The 23831-nt window shown below is 34.3% G+C and carries 20 protein-coding genes and 2 tRNA genes; 6 read left to right on the top strand and 16 right to left on the bottom strand.

What is annotated here, in order from left to right; all coding sequences use genetic code 11:
* Window positions 1-107: 107 nt before the first annotated feature.
* Window positions 108-992 carry a diacylglycerol/lipid kinase family protein gene (locus tag H602_RS0102210; RefSeq protein ID WP_342663463.1) on the top strand — a complete coding sequence of 295 codons (885 nt, stop codon included), beginning with the start codon at window positions 108-110 and terminating at the stop codon, window positions 990-992.
* Here H602_RS0102210 and H602_RS0102205 read toward each other — a convergent pair.
* Complete coding sequence (locus H602_RS0102205) at window positions 970-2133, bottom strand: GNAT family N-acetyltransferase (protein ID WP_026976546.1); 1164 nt, start codon at window positions 2131-2133, stop codon at window positions 970-972. The two genes, H602_RS0102210 and H602_RS0102205, sit on opposite strands and share 23 nt — an antisense overlap.
* A gap of 124 nt (window positions 2134-2257) precedes the next feature.
* On the opposite strand from H602_RS0102205, the gene H602_RS0102200 reads away from it, so the two are divergent.
* Entirely contained in the window at window positions 2258-2539 is a 282-nt protein-coding gene (locus H602_RS0102200; protein ID WP_035758735.1) for a 4a-hydroxytetrahydrobiopterin dehydratase, read from the top strand.
* Window positions 2540-2702: 163 nt separating this feature from the next.
* Here H602_RS0102200 and H602_RS0102195 read toward each other — a convergent pair whose 3' ends face one another.
* The 4 genes from H602_RS0102195 to H602_RS0102180 form a co-directional block, all read right to left on the bottom strand.
* On the bottom strand, window positions 2703-3257 hold the full coding sequence (locus H602_RS0102195) for a porin family protein (RefSeq protein ID WP_026976544.1): 555 nt from the start codon (window positions 3255-3257) through the stop codon (window positions 2703-2705).
* A gap of 88 nt (window positions 3258-3345) precedes the next feature.
* On the bottom strand, window positions 3346-4482 hold the full coding sequence (locus H602_RS0102190; protein ID WP_026976543.1) for a helix-turn-helix domain-containing protein: 1137 nt from the start codon (window positions 4480-4482) through the stop codon (window positions 3346-3348).
* Between the two features lie 269 nt (window positions 4483-4751).
* Window positions 4752-4824, bottom strand: a tRNA-Met gene (locus H602_RS0102185).
* A gap of 55 nt (window positions 4825-4879) precedes the next feature.
* Window positions 4880-4952 (bottom strand) — tRNA-Met (locus H602_RS0102180).
* A gap of 117 nt (window positions 4953-5069) precedes the next feature.
* On the opposite strand from H602_RS0102180, the gene era reads away from it, so the two are divergent.
* Window positions 5070-5951, top strand: a complete 882-nt coding sequence (era, locus tag H602_RS0102175; protein WP_026976542.1) for a GTPase Era — start codon at window positions 5070-5072, stop codon at window positions 5949-5951.
* A gap of 153 nt (window positions 5952-6104) precedes the next feature.
* Here the strand turns inward: era and H602_RS0102170 are convergent, their stop codons facing one another.
* Window positions 6105-6602 carry a hypothetical protein gene (locus H602_RS0102170; protein WP_026976541.1) on the bottom strand — a complete coding sequence of 166 codons (498 nt, stop codon included), beginning with the start codon at window positions 6600-6602 and terminating at the stop codon, window positions 6105-6107.
* A 252-nt stretch (window positions 6603-6854) separates the two neighbouring features.
* Between H602_RS0102170 and der the strand changes: the two genes are divergently transcribed.
* Window positions 6855-8162 carry a ribosome biogenesis GTPase Der gene (gene der / locus H602_RS0102165; RefSeq protein WP_026976540.1) on the top strand — a complete coding sequence of 436 codons (1308 nt, stop codon included), beginning with the start codon at window positions 6855-6857 and terminating at the stop codon, window positions 8160-8162.
* A gap of 187 nt (window positions 8163-8349) precedes the next feature.
* Window positions 8350-11121 (top strand): outer membrane beta-barrel protein, encoded by a 2772-nt coding sequence (locus H602_RS0102160; protein WP_026976539.1) that lies wholly within the window; start codon window positions 8350-8352, stop codon window positions 11119-11121.
* A gap of 38 nt (window positions 11122-11159) precedes the next feature.
* Here H602_RS0102160 and H602_RS0102155 read toward each other — a convergent pair whose 3' ends face one another.
* From H602_RS0102155 to H602_RS0102130, 6 genes are all read right to left on the bottom strand, one after another.
* The gene (locus H602_RS0102155; RefSeq protein ID WP_157504814.1) at window positions 11160-11489 is read right to left on the bottom strand and encodes a hypothetical protein; all 330 of its coding nucleotides are present in this window, start codon (window positions 11487-11489) and stop codon (window positions 11160-11162) included.
* Window positions 11490-11508: 19 nt separating this feature from the next.
* On the bottom strand, window positions 11509-12333 hold the full coding sequence (locus H602_RS0102150; protein ID WP_026976537.1) for a TPM domain-containing protein: 825 nt from the start codon (window positions 12331-12333) through the stop codon (window positions 11509-11511).
* Between the two features lie 3 nt (window positions 12334-12336).
* Complete coding sequence (locus H602_RS0102145) at window positions 12337-12774, bottom strand: TPM domain-containing protein (RefSeq protein WP_026976536.1); 438 nt, start codon at window positions 12772-12774, stop codon at window positions 12337-12339.
* Window positions 12775-12784: 10 nt separating this feature from the next.
* Window positions 12785-13372 carry a LemA family protein gene (locus tag H602_RS0102140; RefSeq protein ID WP_026976535.1) on the bottom strand — a complete coding sequence of 196 codons (588 nt, stop codon included), beginning with the start codon at window positions 13370-13372 and terminating at the stop codon, window positions 12785-12787.
* A gap of 42 nt (window positions 13373-13414) precedes the next feature.
* On the bottom strand, window positions 13415-13747 hold the full coding sequence (locus tag H602_RS0102135) for a MerR family transcriptional regulator (protein WP_026976534.1): 333 nt from the start codon (window positions 13745-13747) through the stop codon (window positions 13415-13417).
* A 67-nt stretch (window positions 13748-13814) separates the two neighbouring features.
* Window positions 13815-14792 (bottom strand): M23 family metallopeptidase, encoded by a 978-nt coding sequence (locus H602_RS0102130; RefSeq protein ID WP_026976533.1) that lies wholly within the window; start codon window positions 14790-14792, stop codon window positions 13815-13817.
* 187 nt (window positions 14793-14979) lie between these two features.
* Between H602_RS0102130 and alaS the strand changes: the two genes are divergently transcribed.
* Window positions 14980-17616: an alanine--tRNA ligase gene (gene alaS / locus H602_RS0102125; RefSeq protein WP_026976532.1), complete on the top strand. Its 2637-nt coding sequence runs from the start codon at window positions 14980-14982 to the stop codon at window positions 17614-17616.
* Between the two features lie 142 nt (window positions 17617-17758).
* Here alaS and H602_RS0102120 read toward each other — a convergent pair whose 3' ends face one another.
* From H602_RS0102120 to H602_RS0102105, 4 genes are all read right to left on the bottom strand, one after another.
* On the bottom strand, window positions 17759-18721 hold the full coding sequence (locus tag H602_RS0102120) for a GSCFA domain-containing protein (RefSeq protein WP_026976531.1): 963 nt from the start codon (window positions 18719-18721) through the stop codon (window positions 17759-17761).
* 40 nt (window positions 18722-18761) lie between these two features.
* The gene (locus H602_RS0102115; protein WP_026976530.1) at window positions 18762-19079 is read right to left on the bottom strand and encodes a rhodanese-like domain-containing protein; all 318 of its coding nucleotides are present in this window, start codon (window positions 19077-19079) and stop codon (window positions 18762-18764) included.
* Window positions 19080-19139: 60 nt separating this feature from the next.
* Complete coding sequence (locus tag H602_RS0102110) at window positions 19140-20897, bottom strand: aromatic amino acid hydroxylase (protein ID WP_026976529.1); 1758 nt, start codon at window positions 20895-20897, stop codon at window positions 19140-19142.
* Window positions 20898-21024: 127 nt separating this feature from the next.
* Window positions 21025-23760, bottom strand: a complete 2736-nt coding sequence (locus tag H602_RS0102105; protein WP_026976528.1) for an AsmA family protein — start codon at window positions 23758-23760, stop codon at window positions 21025-21027.
* Window positions 23761-23831: the final 71 nt, after the last annotated feature.

Raw genomic sequence — 23831 nt, 5'->3', positions numbered from 1 at the left:
AACTTTTTTGCGGTATTTTTTGAAAAAATTTTTCACAAGCCATCTTATATATTTACTACATTTGATGTACATTAACGTAATGGTTTTTTAGCAATATAAAATTTAAAATGATAAAGAAAAGTGTCATAATGGTGGTCAATCCAATTTCAGGCGACTTGGATAAATCCGAATTCATTCAGGAGGCTAAGTTTTTTGCTGATGCCCTTTTCTTACGTTTTATTGTATATGAAACTACCGGTAAGAAGGATGAGGAATCGATTAAAAAGCTTTTTGATTTACACCAACCCGAACGTATTTTAGTAGCTGGTGGCGATGGAACCATTAAATTGGTTGCAGAAGCACTTGCCGATTGCGATGTGATTATCGGGATTTTACCAGCAGGTTCTGCAAACGGACTTTCGGTCGATCTAAATTTACCTTCCAGCTTACCCGAAAATGTAAAAATTGCGTTTACTAATGAACCAATGGACATGGATATGATTTCCATTAACGGTAAGAAAAGTATGCATTTAAGTGATTTGGGATTGAATGCAGAACTGGTTAAAAATTACGAAAAAGGTACTACTCGTGGAAAATTGGGTTATGCTTTGCAAACTTTTTCAACGCTTTCTGAAATGAAGGAGCCTTTTGTTGCTAAAATTTTTGCAGATAACGTCCAGTTTGAAGTAGTGGCGCGAATTATTATTATTGCAAATTCGCAAAAGTATGGTACAGGAATTACCGTAAATCCAAATGGAAAAATGGACGATGGAAAGTTTGAACTGGTAATTATAAAAAATCTTGATCTTTTTGTTTTTGGGCAAATTATCACTGGAAACATGCCACTTGATTCCGAAGATGTCTTAATTATTTCGACAGACCAAGCACTAATTACAACTGAGGAACCCGTTCCTTTTCAAATTGATGGCGAGTTCATGGGAGAAGTCACTGAATTAGATATTCACATTTTGCATAAACAGCTTAAAGTTGCTATTCCGGAGCATTTGTCTTAAAAGGATTTCTTGGTTGCCAAGATAAGGAAGGTTGTAACGAATTAAAAATGCGCGGCATTTGCCATTGGACCAGTGGATTGCTATGTTTGATATACCCAAATGTGTCTTCAGGAATGGCTCCTACACTGCTTTTTATTTCCAAAGCCGTTCTACCAAAGATGATGGTCTTGAATTTCTTTTTAATCGAATAGCCAATCATATCGTACAACATATTCAGATACAACATCTTTTCGCGCTGGATTTTATCATCGTAGCCCAAGAAATAAGTGTCCATCGTATCTCCATTTTTTATTAATGTGTTGAATCCAATCAGAACACCATTTAAAAAATAGCCGTAAAACAGAAAGTCGTGGTCCAAATGCCTTTTTAATGAACTGAAATGATTTTTACGCAATAAAAATGTATTGAAAGGAGCACTTTCTGCCACATGCAAATACAACTCATAAATAAAGGATTCGGAAGCAATAATTTCTTCTAAACTTAATTTTCTTTTTTCAACATCAATTGCCTTTTTTCGTGCACGCTTGTACTGATCACGGTATTTTTTGTTCAAATCAAAAACGTAATCATCCATTGAATGCCAGTTGTCTTTGATTTCTAAAATCATATTCGGTTGAATCTGAAACTGATAAAAAGAAGAAAAATCAGCAGCTTCAAAAAGAGAAAGTTCCTGATTTGTAAAATCTTTAAAACTGGTCAAATGCGCTTTTCTACCTTGCTTTTGCAATTGCTGTTCTAAAGAGTAACTGGCTTTCTTTAATTCTAATAGTCCATTTTCCAGTGAAATAGTCGGTGAAAATGAAAAAGCATTTTGACCTGTCAACATGTTGTTTCCAATGAAAAGATTGCGACTGGCAAAATTTTTAAATGTAAAATTTCTAGACGCTGTTTTTATGCAACGGTCGCGATTTCCAAAACTCTGCATCGCACTTCCGTCTAAATATTGCGCAATTGCAATTCCTACCAAATTTTCTGCATTATAAATTCCAATGTAAAAACAATTCATGTTTTCCGGAGCCGATTCTTCGAGCACCTTCAGGTAATTGGTAGAAAGAAAAATAGTATGCGTGGCAAAATCATCCCAATTGCTAGGAAGATCTTGGATGCGATTGAAGAGAATGTGGCTAAAAGTGTTTTTCAAATTTGTTTTAAGAAGTACAAAAGTAATTGTTTTTAAACGAGTGCTAAAATAACATTCTAAAGTTTAAGATTATAATTACTAGTGTTTACGTAAATTAGCGGTAAAACGTTTTAAAATTTGAATTATGGAGAAATCAACCGCAGAAGAAATTAAAAAGGAGTTAACAGGAACTTTGAAGTCTTGGAAATTAGAAAACGAACAACTTGTTCGTGAATATAAGTTTAAAGATTTTATCGAAGCGTTTGGCTTCATGACAAAAGTAGCGCTTCTTGCTCAGCAATCTAATCACCATCCAGAATGGTCAAATGTGTATAATAAAGTAAAGATTTGTTTGACAACGCATGATGCGGGAGGTATTACTGAAAAAGACCTTCGTCTTGCTTTAGAGATTGAAAGCGTATCATAGTCGGTTTTAATGAATTTTAAGCATTAAATGCGAGTTTTGCAGATCGGTATTATGGTGTCTTTGAAAAGACGTAAATTATTAATCCATAATTCTGCAGAGACGTTTTTAATGCGAAAATTAAATAAAAAGAGGCTGTCCATTTAAGACAGCCTCTCCAATTTTTTTAGAAAAAGAAGTACCCAATCGATACTTGAATTACGCTGTTTTTATTTTTAAAAGACGAATTATCTAAGTTATTAATGTTAGTCAATCCCAGGTTGTATCGTGCGCCAAAATTAAGTCCGCTTTCAAGTTTGTAACCTAAGCCGAAATTAACACCAAAATCAAAAGTTTTAAACGCATCTTTCACATCTGTCTTTTCATTTTTCGCTGCAAGTAAAAAACCTAATTGCGGTCCGGCTTCAAGACTCAATCCTTTTGTTACATAATATTTTCCAATTAATGGAAGGTTCAAGTAACTTAAAGCAACAATATCGTTGTCAGGACTGTATCCCTGACCCGAGTACATTAATTCAGGTTGAAAGGAAAATTTTTCTGAAATGTGAATTTCTGATACAACACCAAAATTAAATGCTGTAACAGCGCCAAGATCTTTCGTGTTATCACCGCTGATATTTGCAAAGTTTAAACCTCCTTTAACGCCAAATTCAACCTCTTGAGCATTGACATTTGTAAACCCTAAAACTGTAAGAACAGTTAGTAAAAAAAATTTTTTCATAATATGTGTTTTGAATTATTTGATGGCAAAAGTCCTCAAAGAAAAGCGAGAAGAGGTGTCAAAACCTTAAAAATGGATAAATTGGTACTTATTTACCGCTATTCTTATATTCATTTGGTGTTTGACCCGTAGCTTTTTTGAAGCTTTTATAAAAAGTGGTCTTGGAAGTAAAGCCAGATTCTAATCCCATCGCTAATAAATTGTAGTTTTCAAATTCAGAATTTGAAATCATTTCCTTTACGGCTTCTACCAGGTAGTTATTTATGTAATTGGCAAAGTTGTCTCCGGTTATCGCATTTACAATTTGCGAAACATAGCCAGGACTTATTCCCAATTTTTCAGCTACTTTTTCTCTGTTTAAAGTGCTATCCGTATAAATGTGTTGCTCGTTGCAAAGAAGTTGCAGTTTTTGAAAATAGATATTATCCGCTGCAATGCATTCTTTGTTCTCTTCCGATGGTCTAATTTCTACAATTTGCGAATCGGGATAAGTAACCAGCAGATCTGTATGTAGAAAATTATGAACAGCTTCCTTATTCTTTGCTAACTTGTATTTGTAAATGCCTTTATAAGCTGTCCAATGAATTATAAATGTGCCAAATAAAGCCACTCCGCTCATTGTAGAAGAAATATCATATTTAAGAATCAAGCCTGTTAGAGCAGTAATAAGCCAAGACATTAGCAATAAACTAACAAGACTTAATAGGATAACAACCCAATTTTCTTCTTCCTTGACTTTTAAATGCTTTACCATAAAAAAAGAGTAAATCAGTAAGAAAGGAATAAAAGTAACGGCTAAAAGTAGATGAATAAGGCCAAGTACATTTATTATATCGAATAATGTTGCAGGGATTTTATAAATTCCTGCAACACTATCAAGATCGTTTGTAATATTAAGAACAGCGGAATAGACAAATGGAATAAAACACAAATAAATTTTTTGTTTGCTTTTTACAGCATCTTCAATCCGGTTTATAATAAATAGAAATATAAAAACAGGTAATAGAAATGCCCATTCAACATCATCAATAAACTGTAAAAAAGGATAAGGTTTGTATGCATCTTCAATCGCAAGAACATGATTCAGTAAAAGAATGGAAAGTGTAAATAATAAATAGGCTAGATATTTATTTGAATTACTATTGAATAACGAAGACTTTAAAATAATTAAGCCCAAAAGCACTCCTTGAAAAATTGCAATATTTAAAAGTGTTGTATAAATCAATTTCTACTATAATTTAATTCTTGAAAATTAGGAGCAAGCATCTAAATAAAAGATCAATTTTCAAATGCGGTTTTTCCACAGCAAATTGACGTGACGAATTTAAATGAATAGCAATAACTTTTTCAAGCGATTAAGAAATGATTAACTTAATATAATTTAGAATTGAAAAATTCTATTTAAGAAGTGGGTAAGAGTTGAAAAAATTCTAATGTTTCACGAAACGCTATAAAACAGAAAAAGCTTCATATTTCTATGAAGCTTTTTCTTTGTAGCGGGAATTGGACTCGAACCAATGACCTTCGGGTTATGAGCCCGACGAGCTACCTACTGCTCTATCCCGCGATGTGCGTTTGTAATCTCAAAATGATTTTTTTACTAATCGAATTAGTAAACTTAGTAGCGGGAATTGGACTCGAACCAATGACCTTCGGGTTATGAGCCCGACGAGCTACCTACTGCTCTATCCCGCGATGTTTCGGGTGCAAATTTACAACGTTTATCTTGATAAACAAGCATTTTTTTTAAAAAATGTTTTATTTCGTCTATTCCACTGATATCAGTATCTTTGCAAACTAAATAAATTGTAAATGTCACATAAAGCAGGTTTTGTAAATATTATTGGAAATCCAAACGTTGGAAAATCAACCTTAATGAATGCTTTCGTAGGCGAACGCTTGTCGATCATTACTTCAAAAGCACAAACTACACGTCACCGTATTTTGGGAATTGTAAATGGGGATGATTTTCAAGTGATTTTGTCGGATACTCCAGGTATTATTAAACCCGCTTACGAGATGCAAACTTCCATGATGAACTTTGTAAAATCAGCATTTGAAGATGCGGATATCTTGATTTACATGGTTGAAATTGGAGAACAAGACTTAAAAGATGAAGCTTTTTTTAATAAAATCATTCATGCTCAAATTCCAATTTTGTTGCTTCTAAATAAAATTGACACTTCAGATCAAATCCAATTGGAAGAGCAAGTGGCGTATTGGACGGCAAAAGTACCTAATGCAGAAATTTTCCCAATTTCGGCGTTGCAAAACTTTAATGTAAAAGAAGTTTTCAATCGAATTTTGGATTTATTGCCGGAATCTCCAGCGTATTATCCAAAAGACCAGTTGACAGATAAGCCAGAGCGTTTCTTTGTAAACGAAACCATTCGTGAGAAAATCTTGCTTCATTATAAGAAGGAAATTCCTTATTCTGTGGAAATTGAAACCGAAGAGTTTTTTGAAGATGAAAATATCATCCGAATTCGTGCCTTAATCATGGTAGAACGCGATACTCAAAAAGGAATTATCATCGGACACAAAGGTGAAGCGCTAAAAAGAGTAGGAGTGGAAGCACGTGCTGATTTAGAAAAGTTTTTTGGAAAACAAATCCATATTGAGATGTATGTGAAAGTCAACAAAAACTGGAGAAGCAACACCAATATGTTGAAACGATTTGGTTACAATAATTAAAAAACGGTTCTGCTGAAAAATAATTCCATAGCCCAGATGGAAGCGGCATCCTTTTCTGGCTTTCTTTAAGACAGAAAAGATAAAGTGAACAGCTGGATCAAGCTCCTCAAAATACAAGAAGTGAAAGTTGAAAAACCCCTCTTTCGCTAAAAATTAAAATGTCAACATTCTTTGCATCAATTGTTCTAAATTGTGCATCTGAGGTTGGCATTTTTTTCTGTTGATTCGCGCTTGAAAATAGAGTGCGAACCAAGACACAAGCAGTAGTCCCATAATGACAAAGTCAAAAGTGGTGGATTGTTTTAAAGTCCAATGCGAATAAGCGATGACTGCAAAAATTAAAAAAAGTCCTGCAATTATAAAATGCAGAAACATAAAAAAGGTCCAAACCATTTGATCCGGGCCATATAAACCTTTTACATGTGTGGTTTTGTCTTCGTTTTCTGTCAGTTCAATATGTAAGTGCGGTGAATAATACTTTTTTTTTGCACCAATGATGAAGAAGAAAATGTGATGGTCTGAAATTTTAATTCGATAATTTTCTCGTACTTCCTGTTCTATTTTTGTGGCATTTTTTAAAATTTCGCCCACTGATTTTGGAACGTCTACATTGAAAGACGGACGTAAAGCAATTTGATCATCTATTTCCATCCTAATTATTTTAACAATTGTGCGACTAAAATATTCAAATTATTTTAAATTGCAATAAATCTGCAACTATTTTCCCGACGTATTTTTTTTACAAATAATAAATTCAGATCATTTATGTGCCATTCCAATGTAATAAAAGTAAGTGATTATCCATTTTATAAGGCTTTTAAGTATTAAAAATTGAAAATACTTACGTTTCCTAGCAAATAATAGGGGCAAAAAAGCGTACTTTTGCAAATTGAAAATTATTTTATGAACAATATTGTAGCCATAGTTGGACGTCCAAATGTTGGAAAATCAACCCTTTTTAATAGGTTGATTAAGAGAAGAGAAGCGATTGTAGATTCGGTTTCCGGGGTAACTCGTGACCGTAATTACGGAAAAAGTGAATGGAACGGGCAGGAGTTTTCTGTGATTGACACGGGTGGATACATCAAAGGTTCAGACGATGTTTTTGAAAGTGAAATTCGCAAACAAGTGGAATTAGCCATTGATGAAGCGGATGTAATTATTTTTGTAGTGGATGTAGAAGAGGGAATTACTCCTATGGATGACACTGTTGCAAAATTATTGAGAAAAGTAAAAAAACCAGTCTTATTGGCTGTAAATAAGGTAGATAATGCCATGCGTGAAAAAGACGCTATTGAGTTTTACAACCTTGGTTTAGGCGATTATTATACGTTTGCAAGTATTTCAGGAAGTGGAACAGGGGATTTAATGGATGCCTTGGTAGAATCTTTTCCAGAACGACAAGAACCTGTTGACGAAGTTGAATTGCCAAGATTTGCAGTAGTGGGAAGACCAAACGCTGGAAAGTCAAGTTTTATCAATGCTTTGATCGGTCAAGACCGTTTTATGGTAACAGATATTGCTGGAACTACGCGTGATTCTATTGATACAAAATTTGACCGTTTTGGATTTGAATTTAACTTAGTAGATACAGCGGGAATTCGTCGTAAAGCAAAAGTAAAGGAAGATTTAGAATTTTATTCGGTAATGCGATCCGTTCGTGCTATTGAATATGCAGACGTTTGTATTTTGATTATTGATGCCACTCGTGGATTTGAAGGTCAAGATCAGTCGATTTTTTGGTTGGCCGAAAAGAACCGTAAAGGAGTAGTAATTTTGGTAAACAAATGGGATTTAGTAGAAAAAGAAACCATGTCTACACGGGATTACGAGGAGAAAATTCGAAAAGAATTAATGCCTTTTACAGATGTGCCCATTTTGTTTGTATCAGCTTTAACGAAACAACGTTTATTGAAAGCTTTGGAAGCAACTGTTCAAGTATTTGAAAATAAAAAACAACGTATACCTACTTCTAAGTTCAACGATTATATGTTGAAAGTAATTGAAGGTTATCCGCCACCGGCTTTGAAAGGAAAATATGTAAAAATTAAATATTGCATGCAACTTCCTACGCCAACGCCTCAGTTTGTGTTTTTTGCAAATTTACCGCAATATGTAAAAGAACCGTACAAACGCTTTTTAGAAAATAAAATCCGTGAAAAATGGGATTTTTCAGGTGTACCAATTGATGTGTATATCAGAGAAAAATAATAGTAAAAACCAGAGCGAAAGTTCTGGTTTTTTTTTGGTTTAATAATTTTATTCAGGTAATCACACTTTTTACAGTAATTAAAAATTTGTTAATTATTTTGTAAGAAATTATTTCTTTACGTACTAAATATCGTAATTCGCTGTAAATAAGATTGAACCAGAAAGTAAATCTAAACCAAGTCAATTTATGTCAAAAATCTACGCATCAGTGCTCTTTTTTTTAGTGATGTCCTCTTCGCTCCTTGCTCAAAACACGGTAACGATTAAAGGAAAAATAATTGAAGATACTTCTAAACTTCCGCTAGAATCAGCCACCATTTTTATTACCACAGTAAAAGATTCTGCGATTGTGGATTATACTATTTCAGACAAAAACGGAAATTTTTCATTGTCAACTCGGAAAATCTCGCAGCCTGTTTACTTTAAAATTTCATTCGTCGGATTTCAAGATTACACTGTGAAATTAGAATCGCTAACCGAATCTAAAGATTTTGGTGTAATTAAAGTCTTAGATCAAGCCAATGATTTAAATGAAGTAGTGATTCAAGGCCAAGCTCCACCAGTTCGGATTAAGCAAGATACTTTGGAGTTCAATGCTTCTTCTTTTAAAGTGCGTCCCGATTCTAATGTTGAAACTTTGCTGAAGCAATTGCCTGGTGTGGAAGTTTCTTCGGATGGAAAAATTACAGTAAACGGTAAGGAAGTAAATAATATTTTGGTCAACGGAAAACCATTCTTTGGTAAAGATGGTAAAGTGGCCACTAAAAATTTGCCGTCCGACATTATAGATAAAGTACAGATTTCTGATACTAAAACCAAGGAGGAAGAATTAGCGGGTCAAGCGGCAAGTGCGGAAGAAAAAACGATTAATTTGACTATTCAAGAAGATAAAAACAAAGGATTGTTTGGAAAATTTAGTGGTGGTTTAGGAACTAAAGATCGATACGAATCCAGTGGATTGATCAATTATTTTAAAAACGACCAAAAGTTTAGTTTTTTAGGTTCTTCTAATAATATTAACTCTATCGGATTTTCGATGGACGAAGTTTTTGATTCCATGGGTGGCGGTAGAAACGTTTATTCTAGTGGCGATGGAAGTTTTAATATTAATGGTCAGCAATTTGGTGGCGGAAATGGGATTACCGAATCCAATATGATTGGAGTGAATTATTCCGACAAGTTTGGAAAAAAAATTGATCCAAGCGCCAGCTATTTCTATAACTCTTCTGAAAATAATAATGATTCACGCAGCAAGGTGGAGAACCTATTGCCAGAAAATAAATTTACAACAGAATCTTTAGGTAAAACAAGAAACGTAAGTAACGGACACAATTTGAATGTAGAATTTGAGTACAAAATTGATTCACTTACCACGTTGGACATTCGTCCAAATTTAAAGAAAAGCAACTCGAGGTACACAGCAAATCGATCTCAATTTTCAGTAGATGAATTTGGCGAAGCTTTAAATGAAAGCAATAGTTATAGTAATAACAATGCGACTAACTTGGCGTTTGAAAATGATTTATACCTTTTTAGAAAATTTAAGAAGAAGGGAAGAAGTTTGTCTTTTAATTTTGACAATGAAAATACTAATGATAAGACGGAAAGTCAGGATATTTCCACAACTATTTTATACAGAGATGCTGGAGATGAAGTGATTAATCGGAATTTAATTGAAAACAACAAAGAAAAAGACGACCGGTTTTCTACTTCGTTAACGTACTCAGAGCCAATTACAGACTCGCTTACTTTTTCTGTTGGAACAAGATATAAGTGGAGTAAATCTGTTAATGATAAAGCAACTTTTGATTTTGATGAAGCAAGTGGAAATTATTCCATTAAAAATGAATTGCTTTCCAATTACATCACATCTGCTACAAAAGAGGTAAATCCATTTTTAACTTTAAGTATTCGTAAGAAAAAATTCAATGCAAGAATTAGCGTCGGAACAGAAATTACGCGTTTTGAAAACTTCTCAAATTATTTAGATCAAAGCACGGTTTTAAATAAAGATTATGTCTTGCCCAATGTAAACGGGTATTTAAATTATAGATTTTCAAAATCTAAATCGATATATATGAATTACCGTTATTCAGTAAGTTTGCCTACTGCGAACCAAATTTTACCGGTAGAAAACTTATCCAATCCATTAAATACCATCGTTGGAAATCCAGATTTGAAACCCACTAAGAGGAATAATTTTTACCTTGGTTTTAATAATTACGATTATGCAACGCGTTCCGGTTTTTATTTATATTCTGGTGGTAGTTTTTACAATAATCAAATTGTTTCCTCGACCGTTTTTGACGCAAGTGCTAAAAGAAATACAACTTTTGAAAACACAAGTATTACTTACAATGGTTTTCTTGGCTTCAATTGGGATGAAAGTATCAAAAAAGAAGAGCATACTTTTAAATACAGTTTGGGTTTAAGTACTAATTACGGTCTTTCAAAAGGGTTGACTAATAATCAAGCGTACGAAGCGGAAGCATTATCTTTAAACCCAAGCATAGAGTTGTCTTGGGAATATGGAGAATTATTGACCATTACTCCAAGTTACAATTACAATTTTAGTGATACGAAGTTTAAAAACTATTCCATTGACGGTTTGTCCAACTTTGTACATACGTTAAAGTTAGAAACAACTTCTTATTGGCCCAAAAATGTGGTCTTCGGAAATGATTTTGGGTATACATACAACTCCAATATAGCTGACGGATTTCAAAAAGATTTTTATTTATGGAACATGAGTTTGGGCTACAACTTTTTTAACGATCAGTTATTAGCCAAAGTTAAAATTTATGATTTGCTAGATCAAAACGTAAATGCTACTAGAACGATAACTCCAACGGCTATACAAGATGTAGAAAACACAGTTTTAAGAAGGTATGCGATGTTTTCATTGACTTACAAGATTGAGAAATTTGGAGGCAAGAAAAAGAGCCGCTGGGAAGACTAAATGAACAAAAAGAAAAAGGAGCAATTAAGCTCCTTTTTTTATGTATAAAATTCTTTAAAATAATCTTCTATCTCTTGATCAAAACTTGGATCTTTTAAAAGATTTGAGGTCGTTTCCTTTATCAGGATAAAGTCTTCAGTGTGAAACTGATTTTCAAAATTAGTATGAATGAAGGCAAATACACTTTGTAAAACCAAATCAATTTCTTGGCTTGCAATGCCCTTGTTTTGTATGTGTCGGGTACGAATGAGATAAGCGCCAACGTGAGAAGCAACTTCAATGAGTTTTTCGTGCGACAATTGATCTTTTGACATCAGCTTTTCAATGAAATGATCCATTTGCTGATTGATTAATTCCTGAATATTCATGTGCTTTTTTATATTTAAATTACCAACTTCCACCAGAGCCACCTCCAGAAAATCCTCCTCCGCCAAATCCACCACCGAAGCCACCGCCTCCGCCGCCAAATCCGCCGCCAGAAGAACCTCCGCCAAATCCGCCACCTCGGCCTAAACTGCTCAGGATGATCATTTCGGCCAAGCCAAAACCACCACCATTATTGCCGTTTTTGCCATTATTACCACCGCCATTTTTCTTTGCAATTAAAAAAATAATGACAATAAAAATAAGTATGAGCACAATTGGAAAGGGACTTCCATCGCTTTTGTTGTTTTTCCGTTCTCCTTTGTATTTTCCTTTTAAAACCTCAAAAATAGCATCCGTTCCTGCGTCAAGTCCGCGGTAATAACTACCGGCTTTAAATTCAGGCAAAATGTTATTTCGCGTAATTTCGCCGCCAATTCCTGCTGTTAAACGGTCTTCCACTCCATAACCTGCCGAAATCCATATTTTGCGTTCTTTTTCGGCAAGAAGTATAATTACACCGTTGTCATTTTTTTCGCTTCCACCAATTCCCCAAGTTTGGCCCCACTTTGGCGTAAGAAAACCAATATCTTCGCCTTTCAAACTTTCAATAGTAATGATCACAATTTGTGTTGAAGTAGAATCACTATAATTGATTAACTTTTGTTCTAAAGCTGCTTTCTCCTGTGCATTTAAAACACCCGCATAGTCATAAACACTGGTTTGAAATTTTGGAATTTCAGGAATGGTAAACTGTGCAAAACTAAATCCAACTTGAAGCAAGAGCGCCAAAAGCAGCAATTTATTTTTCCACTTGGAATTTGTATTCTTTATTTTTTGGAACTTCATTCTTTATCCTTTAGATATTTCATTTGATAATTCATTCTCATCGCCTTCCTCGTAAGGGAAATAAGTGCGAAGTTGTTCACCCGCTCTTAAAATGCCATCAATCAAACCTTGTTTGAAATTTCCGGTTTTAAAGTGAGCGACCATAGCGTCTTTCGTACAATCCCAAAAATCATTTTCTACGACATCGTTAATTCCTTCATCACCGCAAATAACAAATGATTTGTCTTCAACAGCAAGATAAATTAAAACGCCATTTTTGAGTTTGGTTTCATTCATTTGTAATAAATGAAAAACTTCCAAGGCACGATCAAACGTGTCCTTGGAAGTTGTTTTTTCAATATGAACTCTAATCTCGCCAGAAGTATTTTTTTCTGCAGTTTGAATTGCATTTACGATTTCTTGCTCTTCTTCTTTGGTTAAAAACTCCTCAACTTTTGACATTTTTTTTATTTTAGAATTGAACTTCAACTGGTTTGTCAGCGCCTTCAACTGCTGCAAAGTATGCTTTTTCCTTAAATCCGAACATTCCAGCAAAAATTGAATTTGGGAATGTCAATACATGATTATTATACGGTTTAACCGCTTCATTGAATCGCGTTCTTGCAGTTAAAATTTGATTTTCTGTACTGGCTAATTCATCTTGCAACTTTAAGAAATTTGCATTCGCTTTAAGATCAGGATAGCGTTCTACAGTTACTAACAACCTAGATAATGCAGAAGAAACACCGCTTTGTGCTTTGCTAAATTCAGCCAATTGTTCTGGTGAAATATTTGTCGGATCAATAGTTGTAGAAGTTGCTTTTGAACGTGCTTCAATAACTGCTGTTAAAGTTCCTTTTTCAAATTCAGCAGCACCTTTTACTGTATTTACCAAATTTCCAATCAGGTCATTTCTTCTCTGGTAAGATGTTTCAACATTTCCCCATGATTCTCTGATGTTTTCGTTTAAGGCAACCGCTGTGTTGTTAATTCCTTTAATCCAGAAGTAGCCAATAAATACTACAGCTGCTACAATAATCCAAGGCAAAAATCTTTTCATGTGTTCTTTTTTTTAATTTTTATTATTTGTTCAATTTGGTCTTTATAATTCGCTTTTAATCTGGTTCAATTGTGCTTTAATACTTTCTAGTTTACTGATAATATCAAAGCTGTCTAATGTTTTTTGTTGTCCCACTTTCAAATGCGTTTTTGCACCTTCAAGCGTAAATCCACGTTCTTTGACTAGATGATAAATCAACTGTAAATTCTTAACATCTTCAGGAGTAAACATCCGATTTCCTTTTGCATTTTTCTTGGGTTTCAAAATGTCGAATTCCTTATCCCAAAATCGAATCAACGAAGCATTAACGTCAAACGCTTTAGCTAATTCGCCCATGCTGTAATACCGTTTATCTGGATTTAATTCAAGATGCATATTTTTCTATTTTTAAATCTTTTTTCAATGTAAATAACAATCCTAATTATAATTTAATGTTTAAATCTTAATCCAAAGACTGATTTTCCTGACTCGCCAATTTTGAAATTACAGCAAATTCTGCTGCAGAAATATTTCCGTAATAGTAATTCAATGGATTGACCACTTCGCCATTTTTGTGAACCTCATAATGCAAATGGGGCGCTTCGCTTCGTCCTGTACTTCCTACAAAACCTATAAGGTCGCCACGCTTGACTTTCTGACCTTTTTTAATGTTGTATTTGCTCAAATGTGCATAAAGCGTTTCGTATCCAAAACCGTGCCTGATTACGATGTGATTTCCGTATCCAGAAGCGTTACTGTCTGCTCGATCCACAACGCCGTCTCCTGTTGCGTAAATAGGCGTTCCCGTTTTTGCCGAAAAATCCATTCCTGCATGAAACTTCCTGACTTTTGTAAATGGATCACTTCTGTATCCAAAACCTGATGCCATCTGACGTAAATTTTCATTTTTCACCGGCTGAATGGCAGGAATTGCCGCTAAGAGTTTCTCCTTTGCTTTGGCTAATTTAACAATTTCGTCCAAAGAACGCGACTGAATCGCTGCTTGTTTAGACAAAACATCCACACGTTTAGATGTATTGATAACCAATTCTGAGTTATTAAATCCTTCCAAATCCTTATACCGATTTACACCACCAAAACCTGCTTTTCGCTGCTCGTCGGGAATGACGGAAGTATTAAAATAAGTGCGGTATAAATTATTGTCGCGGTCCTCAATATTTTCCAACACATCTTCAATTTCCGACATTTTAGTGTTCAAAATGGCATATCTAATTTTCAAATTTTCAATTTCTCGCGCTTGTAAACGGTCTTTTGGTGTTTCAAAAAATGGCGTATTTAATAACACAATAAAACTTAGAATTCCAAAAACGGCTGTCGAAAGTAAAAACAACGCAATGTAACCAAAACGTTTACGCTTTTTAGTTACAATTTTTCGGTAGGCCAAATTTTCAGAATCGAAGTAATATTTTACCTTCTTCATGAGTTAAAAAATGCTATTTTTGCACCTTATTAAAAAGGTTAGTCGAACAAATTTAATGAATGTTTCATTGGTTCGGGTGATTTTAATTAGATAATTTGATATTTTACACATTTTGATACTTGTTCAAATGTTTAAAAAATGACAAATGTTCTAATTGCTCAATTTCCAAATTTTCAAATTTTCAAAAATGAAGTCACAAGATATTAGAAAGCAATTTTTAGATTTTTTTCAAAGCAAAGGACACTTAATCGTTCCATCAGCACCAATCGTTTTAAAAGACGATCCAACTTTGATGTTCAACAACTCAGGAATGGCTCAATTTAAAGAATATTTCTTAGGAAATGCTGTGCCAAAAAGTACTCGAATTGCCGATACTCAAAAATGTCTTCGTGTTTCAGGAAAACACAACGATTTAGAAGACGTAGGTTTTGATACATATCATCACACCATGTTTGAAATGCTTGGAAACTGGTCTTTCGGTGATTATTTCAAGAAAGAAGCAATTAATTGGTCTTGGGAATTTTTAACAGAAGTTTTAAAATTAGATAAAGATAGAATCTATGTGTCGGTTTTTGAGGGAAACCCTTCAGAAAATGTTCCGTTTGATCAAGAAGCATTCGATTTGTGGAAACAATTTGTAAACGAAGACCGAATCATAAAAGGAAACAAAAAAGATAATTTCTGGGAAATGGGCGATCAAGGCCCTTGTGGTCCATGTTCTGAAATCCATATTGATTTACGTTCAGATGAAGAAAGAGCTGCAGTTTCAGGTTTTTCATTAGTAAATGCAGATCATCCACAAGTTGTGGAAATTTGGAATAATGTATTTATGGAATTCAACCGTAAAGCAGATGGTTCATTAGAAAAATTACCAGCACAACACGTCGATACTGGAATGGGATTTGAGCGTTTATGTATGGCATTGCAAGGAAAAACTTCAAATTACGATACCGATGTTTTTACACCATTAATTGAGAAAGTAGAAGAAATTACGGGTTTGAAATATACTTCAGATGACGTTCATGATATTTCAGAAACGCAGAATAAAACCAATATTGCGATTCGTGTCGTTGTAGATCACGTTCGAGCTGTAGCTTTTGCAATTGCTGATGGACAATTACCATCCAATACAGGAGCTGGTTATGTAATTCGTAGAATTTTGCGTCGTGCCATTCGTTACGGATTTACATTTTTGGATACCAAAGAGCCTTTTATTTACAAGTTGGTTGAAGTTTTGGCGAATCAAATGGGCGAATTTTTCCCAGAAATAAAAGCACAACAAAATTTAGTGACCAATGTAATTCGTGAAGAAGAAGCCTCATTTTTAAGAACTTTGGACCAAGGATTACAGCTTTTAGACAATGTTATTTCATCTACTGAAGGTAAACTTGTTGATGGAACAAGAGCGTTTGAATTATACGATACTTTCGGATTTCCAATTGATTTAACGGCTTTGATTTTAAGAGAAAGAGGTTATGAGTTGGATGAAGCCGGTTTTGAAAAAGCGATGTTAGAGCAAAAAACGCGTTCTCGTGCAGCTTCAGAAGTTTCTACTGACGACTGGAAAATTTTAGTGCAAGGAAATACGGAAACTTTTGTGGGTTACGACCAAACTGAAAACGAAGTAAAAATTACACGAGTTCGTAAAGTTGATTCCAAGAAAGACGGTGTTTTATATCAAATTGTTTTAGATAATACGCCATTTTATCCAGAAGGTGGAGGACAAGTGGGAGACAAAGGAACCTTGATTTCTGCAAATGAAACAATTGAAATTCTAGACACTAAAAAAGAAAATAACCTGATTTTACATATTGCTAAAAGTTTACCTGAAAATCTTGAAGGTACTTTTACTGCAAGAGTAAACTCAAATCTAAGAACGGCTTCTTCTAAAAACCATACGGCAACACACTTGATGCATTTGGCTTTGCGAACCATTTTAGGAACACATGTAGAACAAAAAGGTTCATTGGTTAATCCAAATAATTTGCGATTCGATTTTTCACACTTTTCAAAAGTGAGTGATGAACAAATTAAGGAAGTTGAAGATTTTGTGAATGAAAGAATTCAGCAACAATTGCCTTTAGTTGAAAGAAGAAATATTCCAATTCAGCAAGCTTTAGATGAAGGTGCAATGGCGTTGTTTGGTGAGAAATATGGTGATAATGTTCGTGCGATTAAATTTGGCGAAAGCATGGAACTTTGTGGAGGAATTCACGTGGAAAATACAGCGAATATTTGGTATTTTAAAATTATTTCTGAAGGAGCGGTTGCAGCTGGAATTCGCAGAATTGAAGCAATTACTGGAGATGCTGTTAAAGATTATTTTGCAAAACAAGAAAACACATTAGCTGATATCAAGGAAACGTTGAAAAATCCGCAAGATACGATGAAAGCGGTGGTTTCTTTGCAAGATGAAAATGCGAAGTTAAAGAAGCAAGTTGAGGTATTGTTGAGAGATAAAATTGACGGATTGAAAAGTGATTTAGTTTCTGAATTTCAAGAAATTGATGGGATTCATTTTTTATCAAAACAAGTTAATTTATCCATGAGTGCTACAAAAGATTTAGCAATGGCAATTGGAACTTCAATGCCAAATTCATTTGTATTTCTAGCTTCTATCGAAGATAATTTGCCTAATATTCACTGCTACATTTCAAAGGAATTAGTTGCAGAAAAAGGATTAAATGCAGGTGCTATTATTCGAGAATTAGGAAAATTAATTGATGGAAATGGAGGAGGTCAGCCTTTCTTTGCTTCTGGAAAAGGAAAAAATGTGGATGGTATTACGGCAGTCCTGAATCAAGTACTACATTATATTAAATAGTCAAGGTTTTAGAAAATTAAGTAAGGATAGCGTCAAGTATATTGGCGCTATTTTTTTTGACTAAAATGAAAGCGCAATACACCAATTTAAAATTTTGATGTATGTTTCTACGTTCGCAAAATTTAACGAGGAAATAAGAGCATCAAATTTTAAAATACATATGCGGATGGATGGATTGCAGTTTCGTTGTCTTTTGCTTTAGGTTATCTAAAAATTTTTTATGCGAAACAGATTCGGGATTAAAAGCGCGGTGCTGTAACCCCTTTTGAATGGTTTCTACAGTGTGCATCGTTGGTAATGCAGTCTTTTCAATGTGTGTTTCTACAAATCGTGACCAAATATAGTCCACAGCCGTCTGATTTGGATGCAGCAAATCAGGATTGTAAAAACGATAGTCCCGCAGTTCATCCATCATAATTTCATAAGATGGAAAATAACTTAAATACGCTGCTTCATTATAGTGAGTAATTAAATCATAGATAGCAGCGATAAGATGTGCTTTACTCACCTGATTTTCTACAAAACCATCCTTAATGTGGCGGACGGGCGAAACTGTAAAAATGAAGTGACAGTTAGGATTAACCCGTTTTATAGATGCAACACTATTCTGCAAAGAAGTGGCTATTTCAGTGCTTGAAAGTAGCTGTTTTACAAATTGCTTTTGAGGTACTTTATGACAATTGGCTACAATTTCATTTGTATCAACTGTTTTATAAACCCAAGAAGTACCCAACGTGAGTATGAAATGAGTTGCCGTTTTGATTTCTTTAAAAAAAGAGGCTAAAGTTTGATTTAATTGCAACAGAAAAATCTCTTTATCCTGATGTGAAAGGTCCGAATGTACTTCAAAACACTGCCATCTTTCATTGTAAAAAAAGATGTCGTCGTCTGTAAAAATTTGGTTGTGAATGGCTCGTGCAATTAGTTTTTCAATCGAATTGGGATTGAATATAATACCGAAAGGATTAACCGTATTTTGAAACTGAAAAAATTGCAATTTTTCACCCATGTTTTCGGCAAAACAAGAACCGACAGAAATAATCTTTGACTGATAATTTATAGGATTAGAAGTCGCGACGATTGGAACCTTGGTGAAAAATTGCATTATAAATTAGTAAATAATTTGAATCATAGCTGCGAAGGCATTACATCGCGGCAAGTTTGTTATTCAAGGAACTCCATCCGCCACCGTTAATGCAGTCAATGCCATTCTTCTTTAAAATAGTCGTTGCTTGAGCACTTCGCATGCCCGATTGACAGCAGGCAATAATCGGTTTGTTCCAACTTTTTATTTTTTCTATTTCATGCGTCAAAGTTTGCAGCGGAATATTTTTTGAACCCATCACGTGACCATTTGCATATTCTGCGTGACTTCGGACATCAATTATTATGGCGCTTTTTTTTGCATATTCTTCAATGTCACTTACTTTACTTCCTAAGCCTATAAAATCTAAAAATCCCATATTGTTTAATTTTTTGACAAAGTTAAAAGAATGAAACGCGTCCTACTGTAACAAATGTTGCTAAACCGGCTCTTTTTCAAAAATCAGTTCCAATCCATTGCTGATCAGTTGGCTTACTGCCGGTCGGTTTTCCTTTATTTTCTCAATATAGATCAAGATTTCTTGCATTAATGCAGGTTCGTCTCGCTCTTTGAGTATTTCAATTAATTCCAGGGGAAGCAACCAATCTTTAGGGTGATTTGCCTTCAGTTCTAAGAATATATTTTTAATGGATTCTCCGTGCTTATTGTTTTCACGGATGGATCGTACTTTTCTGTACAAATGTTCCAATTCGGTTCGTTCTTCTGTTTTGGAAGCCTTAATAGTCTGACTTGAAGGTACGTGAGTGATGAGGTCAAAACTGTTTGTATCTGCAGGTCCTGAAAAAGCAGAAACCACTTTTTTACCTACAGCCATATCATAGATTCCCCAATCTGGCTGGAAAAGTACTTTTTCGCCATGCATAACCGTACAGTTTTTAAAGCTGATTATAATGATTTCACCTTGTAAGTTTCTTGAACCTGTAATGATTTCACCAGAAACCGTAATATCTCCCTCAAAGTCAAGTGTGATTTTTTCACCTTCGTAAATGTTGTAGGCTTTTAAATCTCTTGGGCTCATGTCTTCAATAGCCAAGTTGATTCCTTTAAGCATTCCAATTGGACTTCCAAAACCATCCTTATGGACGTTTGTACCGTGACCTACAAGTTCTTTGCCTCTGTAAGACAGAGCTGTTTTGCCCGTAGTTTGAACATAAACAGATTTTCCGTTGTGTTCAATAACAGCGCTGAAATTTCCAGAAACTTGTAATCCTGTACTCAATTCTATTGTGCCTAATGCTTGAGAATCAATTAGTTTTTTAACGCTTTTTGGACCTCCTTTTCGCAATGCCATTGTACTTGCAAATTCTTCTAAAACTTGATTTAAATAAGCAAAATCAGGTGTTACAAATAGCTGTGGTTGTGGTTTTGTGATGTCAAAACTTTGCTCTGCCGCAGCAAGAGAATAAGGAATTTTTTTCACTTCATCGGTCATACACCAAGCACTTTCGCCGATGGAAGATAATAATCCAGCGCCGTAAATTTTTGGGTTTTCAACTGTTCCAATTAAACCATATTCTACCGTCCACCAATGTAAATTTCTAATTTGCGACATTTCAGAAAGTTCGCCCATATTGTTCTGTAAATCTTCAACAGCTTTCTCGGCAGCATCAATTTCTTGCTGTGGGGTGCCTTCTGCTTCTTTTAGAATAGAAAGTAAACGGATGGCTTCGTACATTTCATAATCTTTGCTTGAAGAAATGGCTTTGCAGCCAATTTCACCAAAACGTCTTAAATATTCGGCATATTCTGGATTTGCAATAATAGGTGCATGTCCAGCTCCTTCATGAATAATATCTGGTGCCGGTGTGTACTCAATGTGTTCTAATTGCCTGATATCCGATGCAATTACAAGAACATTAAAGGCTTGAAATTCCATAAAAGCGTTAGGCGGAATAAATCCGTCAACAGCCACAGCGGCCCAACCAATTTCTTTTAAAATACGATTCATTCCATACATATTTGGAATGTTTTCGACTTCTAAACCGGTTTTTTTAAGTCCATCTATGTAGGAATTATGCGCTACTTTACTTAAGTAATCCACGTTTTTTCGCATCACATAACGCCACACGGCTTGGTTAATCGGAGTATAATCCTCATAATCTTGCGGTTTGATAAACTGCTTTAAGTGTTTAGGCAATCTGTCAATCAGTGGGTTACTTTCAAATGTCTGGCTCATGTTTTCAATCGTTGTAGTTGGTCGTAAAGTTACACATTTTTTTTGGAGCTATTTCCTGGTTTTCGCTACAATCTTTTGCCGTCAAACCTTTTTTAGGAAACCATAAAGAAGTGAGCATATGCTGTACTCACTTTTTATATTTGGTCTCCTTCAGTTCTTTTCCTTTTTTTCCTAATTTTACATCGGGATTGTCGTGCGTTCCAGAAATTTTCATAGGAATTCCAATGATTCCTAAAGGTGGCAAACCCAAACGCATTTGTAAATTTAATTTCCCATCAAAGCTTGTTTGCCCTGAGAATCGAAGGCGGAATAAGGATGCTTTAATGGTAAATGGTTCAATGGTTACTAAATTGTTTTTAATAGATGTTTTGATGTCAACTTTAGAAATATCAGGATTATTAAAGACGTCTGTTTCGGTTTTTTGTGAAACTGCGTTCAATAATTTGAAGCCCTTCATTTTTACATTGTTAACCGAAAGTATGCCTCCGCCCACTAAAGAAGGCATTATGGGTTGCAAATTATTGTCCAAAACCCCTGAAATTTTATAATCTAGTGCAACAATTCCTTCTGCCTTTTCAGCTGCTGTAACGATTTCTCTAAAAAGCTTAATTTCATTGTATGCACGTTTAATATCAAATTCACTGGCAACTATTTTATAATTGAAGTTGGCTTTGCGATTGCCATCATTTTTATAGAAGGCGTCCATTTTCGCAGTAGCTCCAATGATATTTAAAGTCCCATTTTGCATCGTCAAACCACCATTTTTAATTTGTATATTTCCAATAAGATTTTTTACTATTAAATCATCATATACTACTTTTGCAGCGTTAAAACGCATATTTAGATCCAGATTTTTTGGAATTTCAATTACAGTGGATACCGTTTTAGTATTTTTCTTTGGATCAGGATCATTGGTTTTTTCAACCTCGGTGGGCATCAATTCATTAATGTTTACTTCGTCAGATGTAAAGCTAAAATTACCATGCAGCGTTTGATCATCCGCTAAAATAAAATTGATTGCATTTTCTACATATCCATTCATCTTTACAGTTGCCGTACCATAAACGCCGTTAAAATTTTGGAAATGCATCTTATCTTGATTGAAAGTAAACAGACCTTCGGTAATGGTAAATGGTTTTTGTAAGTAAGAACTTTTAGTGACAATGTTTTTAAGTTCCAAGGTGCCACTATTTTTTAAATTTCCATACCTTCGGTTAGTTGCGTCGCTTTGTTTACCAGCAAGACTCAAATCTGCTTTAATATATCCATCAAAATCGATTCCTTTTTGCGAAAATACTTTGTAGATTTTAGACATATTGATGGTTCCTTTTGCTTTTACATCGTACAAGATATCAGTAAAATTTTCAAAAGAAGCATTGATCACAAAAGGTTCGCCCTCAAATTTAAATCCTGCTTTGGGAATTACTAATTTGACATCTTCAAATGTTCCTTTCTTGTTTTCTAGAGTGGCATTAAGCGTAATGTTTTGAATGGGTTTTGGATAATAGGTGGTTTTTAGCATGCCATTGGTCAAGTGAAATTTGCCATTTGTCACAGGAAATTTTCTTTCATTAGCATTGTAAATTCCGTTTACAATTAAGTCAAGATCCATTTGACCTTTCATAAGTAAATTTTCAATTCCGATAGCTCTGTTTAGTTTTTCAAGGTCTAACTTTGACTTTATTTTGCTGTTAATTTGGATTGATTTTCCAATGCCTTGCGTCTTGATATTTCCGCTAAAATACTCTTTACCTACTGTAAAATATAGCGAGTCAACAGTCACTTTCAATTTATTAATATCCAATTCAGGTAATTCAGTTTCGTAATCCATGTAGATTTTTTCGGCAGCGCTATCAGATTTATTATGAGCTACAAAACCATCTCGCACTTTTAAACCCATTATGATGCTTGGTTTACGATTTTCAGAAGCGCTGTATATTCCTTTTAATTTCAAAAAACCGTCAGTTTTACCCTTAATTTCTGTTTTATTCATCCAAACAATAAATTTAGGAGGAAGTGCCGTAAAGACGTCGTGTAAATTACTGTTTTCTGTTTTGACATTAAAATCAAGTGCATAACCATTGTTCAATATGTCCAGTTTTCCCTTGAATTCTACAGGAAGTTTATTGATGATTAAGTCGTTTTTTTCAAATATAAAAGACAAGGAATTGGTGTTGACTTGTGTCAAAAGTTCAGCCGAAATTCTCTTATTGGTCAGATATGCGTCATTGTTGTAACTAAAATTTAGATTCTCAATTACAGCTTTGGTTTGCAAATCAAAATTGGATTTCTTTAAATTCCCATTTCCAGTATAATTAAAACCTGAAGCGTCAATATTTATCTTTGTAGCTAAATCATTATAGATTATCGTAGAATTTTCAATTTGGATGCGTTTTAATTTAAGGGAAGCGTTTTCAGTAGTATTGCTTTTTGCCTTTCCATCGGAAGTATAAACGTTATAATTGGCTTCTCCTTTCTCATTGACTTGGATATTAAAAGCAGCGTCATTGATGTAAATTTTGTCAACATTCATTTGACTTTCAAAAAACAAGCTCATAATATCAATTCCTAGTGAAATGTCTTGTGCAGCAACCAAAGATTGATTTTTAAATGGAAGTGATCCCTTTAAATTAAAATCAGTCAAGGTTAGCGTTAAGGAAGGGAAATGCTTGAAAAAGGAAAGATCAGATGCAGCAAAACTGATTTCTCCATCTAAATTGTCATTGGCTAAACCTTTAATTTTTTCTGTAATGGTGTCGGCAAATACAAATGGAATTAGGATAAGAAGCAACAGCGTCACACCAAAAGTAATACCACTGATTTTTAAAATTCTTACAAGAACGGATTGCTTATTTTGATTCACTTATTTAACTTTTTTTGGATTGACAAATTTAGAGGTATAGCCTTAAAACATATTAGACTATGCTATATAAA

The sequence above is a fragment of the Flavobacterium tegetincola DSM 22377 genome (assembly GCF_000425485.1).
In the GTDB taxonomy this organism is placed as follows: domain Bacteria; phylum Bacteroidota; class Bacteroidia; order Flavobacteriales; family Flavobacteriaceae; genus Flavobacterium; species Flavobacterium tegetincola.
This window is presented reverse-complemented; position numbering and strand designations above follow the sequence as displayed.